Annotated in this window: 10 protein-coding genes and 1 pseudogene; 8 read left to right on the top strand and 3 right to left on the bottom strand. The window is 31.5% G+C overall.

What is annotated here, in order from left to right:
- Positions 1-298 precede the first annotated feature (298 nt).
- The 4 genes from pfkA (at position 299) to rlmD (ending at position 5,658) form a co-directional block, all read left to right on the top strand.
- Complete coding sequence (gene pfkA / locus TCEL_RS06925; protein ID WP_018662525.1) at positions 299-1,267, top strand: 6-phosphofructokinase; 969 nt, start codon at positions 299-301, stop codon at positions 1,265-1,267.
- 17 nt (positions 1,268-1,284) lie between these two features.
- Positions 1,285-3,039 carry a pyruvate kinase gene (gene pyk / locus TCEL_RS06920; RefSeq protein WP_018662523.1) on the top strand — a complete coding sequence of 585 codons (1,755 nt, stop codon included), beginning with the start codon at positions 1,285-1,287 and terminating at the stop codon, positions 3,037-3,039.
- A 101-nt stretch (positions 3,040-3,140) separates the two neighbouring features.
- Positions 3,141-4,145, top strand: coding sequence for an aldo/keto reductase (locus tag TCEL_RS06915; RefSeq protein WP_018662521.1), 1,005 nt, complete (start codon positions 3,141-3,143; stop codon positions 4,143-4,145).
- 139 nt (positions 4,146-4,284) lie between these two features.
- Positions 4,285-5,658, top strand: coding sequence for a 23S rRNA (uracil(1939)-C(5))-methyltransferase RlmD (rlmD, locus tag TCEL_RS06910; RefSeq protein ID WP_018662519.1), 1,374 nt, complete (start codon positions 4,285-4,287; stop codon positions 5,656-5,658).
- Positions 5,659-5,694: 36 nt separating this feature from the next.
- Here rlmD and TCEL_RS06905 read toward each other — a convergent pair whose 3' ends face one another.
- Both TCEL_RS06905 and TCEL_RS06900 read right to left on the bottom strand, forming a co-directional pair.
- Positions 5,695-6,249, bottom strand: coding sequence for a DUF5067 domain-containing protein (locus TCEL_RS06905; protein ID WP_018662517.1), 555 nt, complete (start codon positions 6,247-6,249; stop codon positions 5,695-5,697).
- A gap of 354 nt (positions 6,250-6,603) precedes the next feature.
- The gene (locus tag TCEL_RS06900; RefSeq protein WP_040683765.1) at positions 6,604-7,998 is read right to left on the bottom strand and encodes a membrane protein; all 1,395 of its coding nucleotides are present in this window, start codon (positions 7,996-7,998) and stop codon (positions 6,604-6,606) included.
- A gap of 222 nt (positions 7,999-8,220) precedes the next feature.
- Here TCEL_RS06900 and TCEL_RS12810 point away from each other — a divergent pair, with 222 nt between their 5' ends.
- Positions 8,221-8,835, top strand: coding sequence for a hypothetical protein (locus TCEL_RS12810; RefSeq protein ID WP_018662511.1), 615 nt, complete (start codon positions 8,221-8,223; stop codon positions 8,833-8,835).
- 130 nt (positions 8,836-8,965) lie between these two features.
- Here TCEL_RS12810 and TCEL_RS06890 read toward each other — a convergent pair whose 3' ends face one another.
- Positions 8,966-9,511 carry a pyruvate kinase alpha/beta domain-containing protein gene (locus tag TCEL_RS06890; protein ID WP_018662509.1) on the bottom strand — a complete coding sequence of 182 codons (546 nt, stop codon included), beginning with the start codon at positions 9,509-9,511 and terminating at the stop codon, positions 8,966-8,968.
- Between the two features lie 295 nt (positions 9,512-9,806).
- Between TCEL_RS06890 and TCEL_RS06885 the strand changes: the two genes are divergently transcribed.
- From TCEL_RS06885 to TCEL_RS06875, 3 genes and pseudogenes are all read left to right on the top strand, one after another.
- Positions 9,807-11,123, top strand: coding sequence for a pyridoxal phosphate-dependent aminotransferase (locus TCEL_RS06885; RefSeq protein WP_018662507.1), 1,317 nt, complete (start codon positions 9,807-9,809; stop codon positions 11,121-11,123).
- A gap of 231 nt (positions 11,124-11,354) precedes the next feature.
- Positions 11,355-12,479 carry a radical SAM protein gene (locus TCEL_RS06880; RefSeq protein WP_018662505.1) on the top strand — a complete coding sequence of 375 codons (1,125 nt, stop codon included), beginning with the start codon at positions 11,355-11,357 and terminating at the stop codon, positions 12,477-12,479.
- A 176-nt stretch (positions 12,480-12,655) separates the two neighbouring features.
- Positions 12,656-14,167: pseudogene (locus TCEL_RS06875) on the top strand (YfcC family protein).
- The last annotated feature ends 154 nt before the right edge of the window (positions 14,168-14,321 follow it).

The following is a 14,321-nucleotide window of genomic DNA, read 5'->3' as shown; positions in this document are numbered from 1 at the left end:
TAAAAAAAATTAACGATTTTTATATTGATTTTATTTGACAAATTTTTTAAAATTAATTTGTTAGCTTATATGTACAATTGAATGATAGTGTTTTAAAAGTTGCAAAAAATTAAGAAACTTTATTACAAATTAAAAGTTTATCCTGAATAATAAAATTGGACAAGGTACATATTAAATATTAGCAAATAAAGATGTGACATTATCCTTTACCAATGTGTATGGTAAATTATGTGATAATATTTTTTATAACAAAAGTGGGACATGGCTTGTCCCTATGGACAAAAAAGGAGGTAATATTATGAGAACAATAGGAGTTTTAACAAGCGGTGGAGACGCACCAGGTATGAATGCCGCTATTCGTGCAGTAGTTAGAACAGGTATTGCAAATGGTTTAAGAGTTATGGGTATACAAAGAGGATATAGCGGACTTATGAATGGAGAAATATTTGAAATGACTAGATCAAGCGTTTCAGATATTATCCAAAGAGGTGGAACAATACTAAAGTCTGCAAGAAGTGCAGAATTTAGAACACCTGAGGGAAGAAAGAAGGCATATAACGTACTAAAAGTATTTGGTATAGAAGGATTAGTTGTAATAGGTGGAGACGGTTCCTTCACAGGAGCAAAGCTTTTATCAGATGAGTGGGATATAAAGACAGTTGGTATTCCAGGAACAATAGATAATGACCTTGCATATACAGACTATACAATAGGTTTTGATACAGCAGTTAATACTGTACTTGATGCTATAAACAAGCTAAGAGATACATCAACTTCCCATGAAAGAGTAAGTGTTGTTGAGGTTATGGGAAGACATTGTGGAGATATAGCTCTATATGCAGGACTTGCAGGTGGAGCAGAAAGCATAATAATTCCTGAAGAGGATTATAATTTTGATGAACTTTGTAAAACTATAATTGAAGGCAAAGTTAAGGGTAAGCTTCACAACCTAATTCTTCTTGCTGAAGGTATTGGTGGAGCTGAAGAACTTGCAAAGAAGATTGAAGAAGTTACAGGAATAGAATCAAGAGCTACAGTTCTTGGACACATCCAAAGAGGTGGAAGCCCAACAGCCTTTGACAGAATACTAGCTTCAAGACTTGGAGCAAGAGCAGTAGAACTTCTACTTGAAGGAAAGTCAAAGAGAGTTGTTGGTATAAGAGACAACAAAATAGTTGACTACGATATAACTGAAGCTCTACAAATGGAAAAGAGAAGAGATGACCACAAGAAGCTTTATGAACTATCAAAAATATTAGGATACTAATTTAAAGGAGTGAAATTATGAGAAAGACAAAGATAGTATGTACTATTGGACCTGCAAGTGAAAGTGAAGAGGTATTAAGAAAACTTATTGAAAGTGGTATGAATGTTGCAAGACTTAACTTTTCACATGGTTCCCATGAAGAACATGGGGCAAGAATTGCAACAATTAAAAAATTAAGAAAGGAATTAAATAAGCCTGTTGCAATACTACTTGATACAAAGGGACCAGAAATAAGAACAGGTACATTTAAAGATAAAAAGGTTGAGCTTGTTGAAGGTCAAAAATTCATAATAACAACAAGACAAGTTGAAGGAGATAATACAATCTGTTCAGTTTCATACGATAAACTACATGAAGACGTAAAACCTGGAGACACAATACTTATAGATGATGGTCTTGTAGGACTTAAGGTTGAAAAGATAGAAGAGCAAGATATTCACTGTATAGTTCAAAACAGTGGACCAGTTAGCAACTACAAGGGAGTTAACGTACCAAATGTTAAAATAAACCTTCCAGCATTAACTGAAAAGGATATAGCAGACCTTAAGTTTGGTATTGAGCAAGGAATAGATATAGTAGCAGCATCATTCGTAAGAAAGCCTCAAGACGTTATAGCAATAAGAAAGGTACTTGAAAAGAATGGTGGAGAAGGAATACTAATAATATCAAAGATAGAAAACCAAGAAGGTGTTGACAACATAGATGAAATTATTAAGCTATCAGACGGTATAATGGTAGCAAGAGGAGACCTTGGTGTTGAAATTCCAACAGAAGAAGTTCCACTAGTTCAAAAGATGATAATTGAAAAGTGTAATAAAGCAGGAAAACCAGTTATAACTGCAACTCAAATGCTTGATTCAATGATTAGAAATCCAAGACCAACAAGAGCAGAAGCAAGCGACGTTGCAAATGCTATATTCGATGGAACAGATGCTATAATGCTAAGTGGTGAAACTGCAAATGGTAAGTATCCAATAGAAGCAATTACAACAATGGCAAGAATAGCAGAAAAGGCAGAAAGTGCTCTAAACTATCAAGCAATTCTTGAAAAGAGAAGAGCATACCACAAGAATTCAGTACCAGATGCTATAAGCCTTGCAACTGTTACAGCAGCAACTGAACTTAGTGCTTCAGCTGTAATTACTGCAACACAATCAGGAAGTACAGCAAAGATGGTTTCAAAGTATAGACCAAAGTGCCCAATCATTGCAGTAACTCCATATGAAGAAGTAGCAAGAAAGCTTGCTGTATCATGGGGTGTATATCCAGTTGTAACTGAAAAGTTTGATAACACTGACGAATTAATTGAAAAGTCAGTTCAAGAAGCACTAAACCATGGATATGTTAAGAAGGGTGACTTAGTTGTTGTAGCAGCAGGTGTTCCAGTTGGATTTACAGGAACAACTAACCTTATGAAGGTACATATAGTAGGAGATGTTCTTGTTAAAGGAAAGGGAATGGGTAATTCAACATATGGAACAGCTTGTGTTGTAACTGATATGTCAAAGTTAGAAGAGCAATTAAGTGAAGGAGATATCCTTGTAGTTAGAAATATAGAAAAAGAACATCTACCAGTTATAATGGATAGAGTAAGTGGTGTAGTTGCAGAAGAAGGTGGACTTACATCACACGTTGCAGTTGAATGTATCAACGCAGGAATTCCTGTTATAGTTGGTGCAGAAGGTGCAACAGAAATTATAAAGTCAGGAACTTTAATTACTATAGATCCAAGAAATGGTATGGTTTACAGTGGAAAAGCTAATGTTATGTAAAAAAGTTAGGCCTTTGGCCTAACTTTATCATAAGTTTACCTCCTTAAGCCCTTTTAATAGGGCTTATTTTCATTTATAATAAACCTAAAGGGGGTAAACTTATGAAGAAAAGAAGATTAGGTAAAACAAATATAATGGTATCTGAAGTAGGCTTTGGAGGAATTCCAATACAAAGAATAACTCAGAATGAAGCAAAGGATGTAATAAGATTTGCAGTTGATAATGGAGTAAATTTTATTGATACAGCAAGAGGGTATGGAATAAGTGAAGAATATATAGGGAATGCCCTTTATGGAATAAGAAAAGAAGTTTATATTGCAACAAAATCAATGGCAAGAACTAAGGATGCAATGAAGGAGGACATTGAAAGGAGCCTTAAGAATTTAAAGACAGATTATATAGACTTATATCAACTTCATAATGTTAAGGATGAAGAAACCTTTAAACAAGTAATGTCAGAGGATGGAGCACTTGAGGCACTTCTTGATGCTAAAAGAGAGGGAAAAGTTCTGCACATTGGTATAACTTCCCATAGCCTTGATTTTTTAAAAAAGATACTAGAATACGATGTATTTGAAACAATAATGTATCCATATAACATTGTAGAGGATCAAGCAGAAGAACTATTTAAGGAAGCAAATAAAAGGGATATAGGAATAATTGTAATGAAGCCTTTAGCAGGTGGCGCACTAGAGGATAGTGAGCTTGCAATATCATATATTTTAAATAATAAAAACATATCAACTGTTATACCTGGTATGGAAAGTATTGAACAGGTTAAACAAAACATTTCAGCTTCATATATTGAATTTAATGATGAAATGATGAAAAAATGTATAGAAATAAAGAAAAAATACACTAACAGCTTCTGTAGAAGATGTGGATACTGTATGCCTTGTCCTCAAGGAATAGATATACCATTTTGCTTTATACTAAAGGGTTATTATGACAGATATGACTTAAAAGAGTGGGCAACTGAAAGATACAATGGAATGAAGAGCCATGCTTCTGATTGTTTAGGATGTGGCATTTGTGAAACAAGATGTCCATATAATTTAAAAATAAGAGAGATGCTTAAAGAGGTAGTTGAAAGTTTTGGATTTTGATGTATAACATTAAGATTATTTGTAAATAATTAAAATAGAAAATTAGCGGGGGCTTAATTCTACACCATTTCACACCTTTAAGGTGTGTTTTTTTTATAGTATAATGTTGTAATGGTATCAAAAATTAGAAGGATAGGTGATGAAGTTGAAGAATATACCTGTTGAAAAGAACAAGGATTACATAGTTAATATCACAGGAATGGGGTTTCAAGGAGAGGGAGTTGGCAGAGTTGAAGATTATACTTTATTTATTGAGGGTGCAATAGAGGGTGAGGAAACAAAGGTTAAGGTTGTAAAGGTTCAAAAAAACTATGGCTTTGGTAAGCTTTTAGAGGTTATAAAGCCTTCAGAATATAGAACAACTCCAATTTGTCCTGTATATAAAAGATGTGGGGGATGTCAAATTCAGCACCTAACCTATGAGGGACAGCTTAACTTTAAGAAAAATAGAGTAAAGGATTGTATAGAGAGAATAGGTAAATTAGAGGGAGTTACCATTCATAATACATTAGGAATGCAAAATCCATATAGATATAGAAACAAGGTACAGCTACCTGTTGGTGAAAAGGATGGAGAGGTTGTAATAGGTTTCTTTGCTCCAAGAACCCATGATATAGTAGATATAGAAACATGCTACATACAAGATGAAATAGCAGACAAGGTTATTAAAATTACTAAGGATTGGATAAAAGAATATAAGGTTAAGCCTTACAACGAGCAGACAAAAGAGGGAATAATAAGGCACATAATGGTAAGACAAGGATTTAAAACAGGCGATGTGATGGTGGTACTTGTTTCAAGAAAAAAACAAGTTCCATATTTAAATGAGTTTGTGGAAAAAATTAAGGAGAATATAGAAAACATAAAGAGTATTGTTTTAAATATAAATCCAAAGGATACAAATGTTATATTAGGTGAAGAGTGCATAACACTTTATGGGCAGGATTATATAACTGACTATATAGGGGAGTTTAGGTTTAATATTTCACCCCTTTCATTCTTCCAAGTAAATCCAGTTCAGACAGAGGTTTTATATAATAAGGCATTAGAATATGCAGGTCTTAAGGGTGAAGAAGTAGTTTTTGATGCCTATTGTGGTACAGGGACAATTTCACTATTTTTAGCCAAGAAGGCTAAAAAGGTATATGGTGTTGAAATAGTTCCACAGGCAATAGAAAATGCTAGGGAAAACGCAAGACAGAATAATGTAGAAAATGTTGAGTTTATTGTAGGAGAATCTGAAACTGAAATACCAAAATTAATTGAATCAGGAATAGTTGCAGATGTAATTGTAGTAGACCCTCCAAGAAAGGGATGTGAAAAAACTCTCCTTGAGGCAATTGCAAAAAGTAATCCTAAAAGAATTGTTTATGTTTCCTGTGATCCTGCAACACTTGCAAGGGATTTAGCAATCCTAAATGAGTTAGGCTATAAAACTAAGGAAGTTCAGCCAGTTGATATGTTCCCGCAGACTGCTCATGTGGAGTGTGTGGCTTTGATAGAGAAAAAATAGCTCTAAAATAAAACTTGGGGCAATTTGCCCCCTTTTTTATTTTACATCAAGTATAAACTTAGCAGATGATTTATTATCAAATATATTTGGATAGAAATGAAGTTCTAATTTTGAACCCTCATTAAATCCATAGGCAACTGCTCCCTTAGCTTGTTTACCTTTAGCAATTGCATTAGGATAATCGCTAATATCTACAACGGGATATGTATCTAATATATTGCCACTTTCATCATAAACTTTAAAATTCATATCAGAAACTAAAACATCTTCGTCACTATTTGTGTTTTTGAAACTGTACTCAATAATAGCAACTTTTTTATATTGTTTATCTGCAAATTCATTTCTCTTTTTAGTTAAATAAACTTTATTTATAGTAAATTCGTACTTATTATCAACAATGACAGTCTCACCTAATTTAAATATTTTTTCTTCTTGTTTTTCCTCTTGTTTTTGTTCTGAACTATTATTGTTTGTTTGTTGAGCTGTAGGAGTATTTGCTGAAGGTTTACTATCTACAGTAGAAGTAGGTTCACAAGAAATAAGAGTAATAGATAGTAAAGATAATAAAATTAAACTCATTATTCTTTTCATTTTAAATCCCTCCATTATCATATTTATCTTTTGAATATTCGGTTGCATCATTAACATTAGTAGTAGTTTAAAAATTAATTTATATATTTAGTAAGTTTGAAATAAGTTAAGAATAAATGTAATTAAATGTAGTAAACTAATTAAATTATCTACAATTTGTTTAACATAAAAACCCTCCTTTGTTAAATAAAGTATAAATTCTAAAAAGATTTTAACATTTTTCTGTAAATTGTCAAATGTCATATATTAAAAATATTTATTTTACTTATACAGATAATATATTAAAAATAGCTATAGGACATAAAGCCTATAGCTATTGTAGTTAAAATATTAAAGTGACATTAATGAAAGTATTTAAATGAAAAATATTGCTGCAATGGTTGTTACTACAAGTCCAATTACAACTGGTTTTATATTTCGCTTTACAAGTTCTATAGGATCTATACCGCATATAGCAGCAACTGGGATTACTGCCCATGGGATTAATGTTCCTCCTCCTACCCATATTGCAGATATCTGTCCTAGGGCTGTTAGTGTAGCTGTTCCACTTCCAAGTGCAGTTCCAAATAGTTTGGCTACAGAGCCTACAAGGGATATTCCAGAAAAGCCAGAACCATCAAGTCCAGTTATGGCTCCGACAATGCTTAATGTTCCAGCTCCTAAAGCGGCGTTTAGAGGAACTGTGTTGGCAAGGGCTATTCCAAGGTCATTAACTATTCCATTAGATGATTTTGGAAGCACCTCTCCAAAAACAGCTGTAATTCCTGAATCTCCAAGATAGAAAAAGGCTGCGATAGGAATAACAGGCCCAAACACTCTAAAGCCAAATTGAAGACCTTCAATAAGATGGGAGGTTATTTTACTTAAGCTGTTTTTACGATCATTTAAAATAGTGAGAACTGTTAGTACAAAAACTGCAGTTCCACCAATAAGTGCAGTTGCATCTCCACCCCTTAAATTTTTAACATACATTGCAATAACATCAAATACAAATAATAAAGGAATAACAAAAGCTAGTATATTTTTAATAATAGGGTTTATAGTGCTGGTTGTAGACGTATTTGAATTCTCAAATGAATAAATATTTTCTTCAATATTTAAAGAACCATTTTTTATATCCTTCATAAGAAAATAGAAGGCAGAAAATGTTGTTGTTAATCCCATTATTATAACTAGAGGTACACTTGCTGATATTACGTTTTCAACTGGAATGCCTGCTCCACTGGCAGTAAGTTTTGGAGCTCCTTGAATGACAAAATCACTTGAGAGGGCAATTCCATGTCCAAAAATATTCATAGCTACAGCAACTCCAAGGGCAGGTAGACCAGCTTTAACTGCTGCTGGTAAAAGGATTACACCAATTAGGGCAACAGCAGGTGAGGGCCAGAAAAACCATGAAATTACCATCATTAGAATACCTACTATCCAGTATGCTAAAACTTTGTTTTTCATTAATTTTGTAAATGGACGAATCATTGCATCGCTAACACCAGTTTCAACTAATGCATTACTCATTCCAACTATTATTGAAATGATGAGTATTGTACCTAGGAGTTCATTAATAGCATATATAAAGCTATTAAATACTCCGAGAACTGATGCGGACAGAGATTTTGTAGCCATTAATCCAAGTACAAAGATACCTACAATACAGATGAGGGTAGTATCTTTTTTAAGAATCATTACACCTAGTATAAGAATAATAAAAATTAGGTAGACATAATGCATTCCTAACAGTTCAACACCCATAAACAACACCTTTTAAAAAATAATATCCTTTTTTAAATTATGCATAGGTTTTTGAAAGTGTGATTGATATGTACTATTCTTTTATTTGATAAAAATTTAAGAATGTGAAATGGCATAGGTAATGGATTAATTTGGATGAATGGTTATTACAAATAGAAATTTTTGAATATAATAGATTGAGAAGCTAATTATTTAAAGTATGTGGTATTTGGAGGATTATTAATGAAGAAAGAACAAAAACTTATATATTCTATTTTAATAATTGTATGTGTTCTATATTTATTTAGCTTTTTTAAAAACAGTAATTTAAAAATTAACAATTATACTACAATATCATCTCAATTAAAAAATTCTATATTTACTGAAATGGGCAAAGTCAAAGATTACACTAAAAATCTAATTGTTGACTTAGAAAAAGATGAACTAAAAATAGATTATAACTTTATGAGTTTATATAGTAGCGTTAGAGTATTAAACGACAACCTATCTAAGCTTAAATATATAAACGATACACAACTTAATAGGTATCGTTTAAGAATAAACTCAATGGCATTAACCTTTGATAATTATGAAAGATTTTTAGATAAAGTTATCTATTATATTAACAATGGTGGTGAAGCATTTAGTTTAAGTGGTAGTGGGGGAGAAAATATTATAATAAAATCAAAACAAGATATATACAATGAATTTTTAGTGTACTATGATGTTTTATCAAATTTAGATTTATCTCCCAATAACAATGAAATAGATGAGTTGTTTTATAAGATTATTTTAAATTGGGATATTACGAAGGCTGAAAAAATTTATTATCCTTATTTGAGAAGTTTAAAAGAGTAATTTTTTATTCTATTCAATTGAAGGTACTATAATAAAAGGGTAAGTATTTAAGTTTAATACTTACCCTTTTTAGTAGTTTAAATTGTTAAAAGATAAACAAATAGATTATTTATATAAAACATGAACTTTTCTAAAACTCATATGGCTTACAAATAATCTCTTTTATTTTTGTTTCAAAAATAGATGCTGCATGGGAAGGAGTTATTATAATTGCAGTATCAGCACCTTCACCTGTACCTCCTATTGAAATGATATCCTCTCCATATGGAATGAGTCCGGCATCTAAAGCCATTACAGCAATTTCAACAGCAACTTTAACACCCTGTCCTAACATTCTAAGTGTGTGTGCCATTATTTCAACAGGGTAAATACCACCAAATTTTCGTGATATTCCTCTTTCAGCACCAGATAATACATGGGTTCCAGTATAAACTTTAAAACCAAGTCCCTTAAGCTCATCTATTGTATTATCATCCATTTCCATAACTCCAGGTTCTTCAAATCCATTAACATGGGTAACAACGACAATATTTTTACCACATCCTGATAATAGTTTTGCTGTATATCCAGAACATGAAGCAACGACAATATGATTTATGTTTCTTTCTTCTGCTATTTTTAATGCAAGTTCTATAGTTTCTTTTGTATTATGCTTACCTGCAGTCTTGAAATACATTTTAGCACCTCCACTATTATCTATTAAGTATTATTTTAACATAAACTGGCAGATGTATCACTAATTATAAGTGATAAAATCTTAGCTTAATAAGTTTAAAAAATAACATTCCTTTGATTTTTTTACATCTGTTTAGAAAAATGGACATGCGATTTAACATTTATTAAATAAATTCATTATTTGAGTTAATAAATCAAGAATTTTATATTGATTTGAAATTTTCTGTATATTAAAATAAAACTGAATACATTAACGTTTGGGCAATAATTATAAGTTTTAGAAGGGAGTTTTTAAAATGAATAAACCAATTCTATCAGCTCATTTTGAATCTAGGACACCATCAGATGTTAGATTAGCTCAGATGAAATATGAGGAACGTAAGGTTAAACCTCAAGCGGTAATCAATGTTGGTATCGGTAATGTTTCTCTTCCTACAAATCCAGCCATGATGAAGAGAATGTTCTCACTTGATGCACCAGAAAGCCCATTTGCACAAGGAGTTATAAGATACTCAACTACTGCTGGTTTTAAAGAATGTCAAGATGCTTTTAAAAATATCTTAAAATGTGAAGGTTTTGATACAAGCAACCTTTATGTTCAAATAACTGATGGCGGTTCAGCTGCTATGGAACTACTTTTACTAGGGGTATGTGGTCCTGCAGGTTCAGATGAAAGACCTCTTTTAATGATTGATCCAGCATATACTAACTATATCTCATTTGCTGAAAGAATAGGAAGAAAGATTGTTACAGTTAAACGTAAACTAGATGAAAATGGAAAATTTAGTCTTCCTGAAATTGATAAAATTGAAGAAATGATAAAGAAGTATAATCCAGGAGCACTTCTTGTTATACCATACGACAATCCAACAGGACAGCTATATGATTATGAAACACTTGTTGAACTTGCAAAACTATGCGTAAAATACAATATGTGGATGGTAAGCGATGAGGCATATCGTGAACTTTATTATACAGACGATGCAAGGTTAGTAAGTATATGGGGAGTTACAGATAAAGAGGTTCCTGGAATAGAGGGAAGAAGAATTAGTATAGAAACTGCATCAAAGGTGTGGAACGCTTGTGGTTTAAGAATAGGTGCTCTAATAACTGATAATGCTGAATTTAATAATCGTGCTGTAGCAGAATATACAGCAAACCTTTGTGCTAATGTATTAGGACAATACATATTTGGAGCACTTGCACATGAATCAAAGGAACAAATTCTAGATTGGTGCAAAAATCTTAGAAATTATTATAAAGAACAGATTATGACAGTATATAACGGACTTAAAAAGTTAGAACCAAACTTAATTGTTTCAAGCCCAGATGCTTCAATATACTTAGTTATAGATGTTAGAAATGTAGTAAAACCAGGATTTGATTCAATTGATTTTGTTCTTTATTGTGCAGAAAAAGGTGCAGTTGAAATAGATGGAGTTGAAACAACTCTATTGGTGGCTCCAATGAAGGGCTTCTATAATGTTGATGAGGGCGAATACAATCCAGGAACTACACAATTTAGAATTTCTTTCGTAGAATCACCTGAAAAGATGGCAAAGGTTCCAGAACTATTTGTAAAGCTTCTAAGACAATATGAAGCACAAAGATAATTATAGATCTTAAAAACTAAGGCAGGTATTATCGAATACCTGCCTTAAATTTTAAGCGGAAATTTAGAGCTAAAAAGTTGTAAAGTATTTTATTGAGTTTGTGTAAGTGGTATAATATATTACGTTTCAGTTAAATAGAACTATACATGTGTTTTTAACTGTAATTTGTATGTTTAAATTTGTGAATAAGGTGGGTAAAATTACTAGTTTTATAAAAGAGGAGGACATAGGATGAAAATTTCAAAAAAGGATGCTCTTATGTGGTTTGAGTTTTTTGCACAATTACCTGAGGATGAGGAGTTAAGCCCAAAACAAGAGGAGATTGTCTATGCTACCTTTGCACAAATTGAAGAAGCAGTTGAGCATAGAAATGCTAAATTAATGGCAGAGATAAAAAATTTAAAAACATTGGAGAATAGGACTTATTATGTTGGAAATGATGAAAAATTTCCTAAAGGATGTCGTTCTTGTTTATTAGGAGATGGTTTGGGAGCTATTAGAAAAACAAACAAATGCAATTTAGAGTGTAAGTTCTGCTATAACTATGGACAGATAGAAGACATGCCTCCAGTTGGAGAGGGATTGTGGGAAATTGGAGGTACTAAATTTTATGAAAGGGATATTGACTTGCTTCTTTCCATTCAAAAGAAACCAACTGGTGTTGCATATGTTTATTTAGAACCATTTATGGAAATTGAAAAATACTATACTGTAATAAAGAAATTTAGTGAAGCTAAAATTCATCAGCATATGTACACAAATGGTACTTTAGCTACTGAAGAAACATTAAAAGCATTGGGTGAAGCAGGTCTTAATGAGATACGTTTTAATTTAGGTGCAACTAATTGTTCAGACAAGGTAATAGAAAATATTGGTATAGCAAAACAGTATATTGAAAGAGTAGGTATTGAAACTCCAATGACACCAGAGTTTTTTGAAGCATTTTTAAAGAAAAAGAAAGCTATATTAGATACAAAGCTTGATTTTATAAACTGTGCAGAACTACATTTAAATGAAAATAACATTTACAATTATTATGGTGAAAATATGTATATATCAAGAGCTGGCTATATATCTCCAATTTGGAGTAGAGAGCTTACTCTTAAACTTATGAAGATAGCAGATGAAGAAAACTGGGATTTAGTAGTTCATGACTGTTCAAACTATACAAAGTTTGCTAGAGGATTAAATTTAGGAAGTAAAGAAGGAAAATGGTTTGGAGCAAGCAATTATGCTTGTGAATTTTCAAGAATTCCATACGACGTATTTTTACCTATACTACAGGATGAAAATTTCAAATTTTTAAGTGAAGAAGAGTTACCTTCTGGATATAGATTAGGAGAGTTATTCTTTTAAAATAATAGCATCCACATAGTTTAAAAAACTATGTGGATGCTATGTTATTATTATGCTGTTATAAAATTTTAATTACATATTGATAACAAGTATATCAAATGTTATAATAGTTTTGCAAAAAGTCAAATTTTTCTAAAATTATACAACATTTTTTGACATTTAAGGAGGGCTAAAAAATGAGTAAAAAGAAAAAAAGTTTCCCAACAGCTTTTACAGTTTTATTTATTGTTTTAATCTTAGCATCAATTTTAACTTATGTAGTTCCATCAGGGTTATTCTCAAAACTTCAATATGATGGTGAAAAGAAAGTTTTTGTAGTAACAAAACCAGATGGAACAACAAACGAAATGCCTGGAACACAGGAAACTTTAAATAAACTTGGAGTAAAAATTGGTATAGAAAAGTTTGAAGATGGAAGTATTTATAAACCAATAGCTATTCCTAGAACATATGAAAGAGTTGAGTCAAATCCACAAGGGTTAATAGATCTTCTTCAAGCACCTATAAAGGGAATTCAAGAATCAATTGATATTATTGTTTTTGTACTTATAATGGGTGGATTGATTGGTGTACTAAATAGCACAGGAGCGTTTGAGGCAGGTATTGCTAGTTTATCAAGGGCAACAAAAGGTAAAGAGTTTTTGCTAATTGTAATAATTACTACATTAATTGCAATAGGGTGAACTACTTTTGGAATGGCAGAAGAAACGATAGCGTTATATCCAATACTAATTCCAGTATTTATAGCTGCAGGATATGATGCGTTAGTATGTATTGCAGCAATATATATGGGTTCTTCAATAGGTACAATGTTTTCAACAGTAAATCCTTTTGCTTCAGTTATAGCATCAAATGCTGCAGGTATTACTTTTACAGAAGGTTTAACAATAAGATTTATAGGTCTGTTAATAGCAGTAATAATTACAATAGTTTATATAGTTAAATATGCTAATAAAGTTAAAAAGGATGCAACTATGTCTTTAATTTATAGTCAAAAGCAAGAAATAGAAGAAAAGTTCTTAAAAGATTATTATAATAAGGATGTTCCAGAATTTACATTAAGAAGAAAGCTTATGCTTATTATATTTGGACTTGCTTTTGTTGTTATGATATGGGGTGTTTCAAGTCAAGATTGGTGGTTTACTGAAATGACAACATTATTCTTAGCAGTCAGCTTAATAATAGCTTTAATCTCAGGTATGCAAGAAAAAGAGTTTGTAAATAAGTTTATTTCAGGTGCATCTGAACTTGTTGGAGTTGCTTTAATAATAGGTGTAGCAAGAGGTATAAACTTAATATTAGATAAGGGTTTAATTTCTGATACAATACTTTATGCTGCATCTAAATTAGTTGAAGGCATGAATCCTGTTGTGTTTGTTATTGTTATTTTAATTATATTTATAGTATTAGGATTTTTTATACCATCATCATCAGGACTTGCGGTTTTATCAATGCCAATTATAGCTCCACTTGCAGATTCAGTTGGACTTTCAAGAGATATAATTGTAAGTGCTTATCAATATGGACAAGGACTAATTGCATTTATAACACCAACAGGTTTAATTCTTGCAACATTAGGACTTGTTGATGTTACATATGATAAATGGTTAAAGTTCGTTATTAGACTAATGGGATATATAGGTGGTTTTGCAATTATAATGTTATTGATACAAGCATTTGTCAGATAATCTGATAGTTTAATTGATATTAATACAAATTTAGAATGTTAGGGCAGGTATTTTAAAAATACTAAAATAAAGTGCCACCCAGGTGAATTGTGACATTATCCATAAAATGGATAAATTCATCTGGGGGTTTTTTATAATCAAAATAGTTGAAAAA

It is taken from the genome of Thermobrachium celere DSM 8682, from assembly GCF_000430995.1.
Taxonomy (GTDB): domain Bacteria; phylum Bacillota; class Clostridia; order Clostridiales; family Caloramatoraceae; genus Thermobrachium; species Thermobrachium celere.
This window is presented reverse-complemented; position numbering and strand designations above follow the sequence as displayed.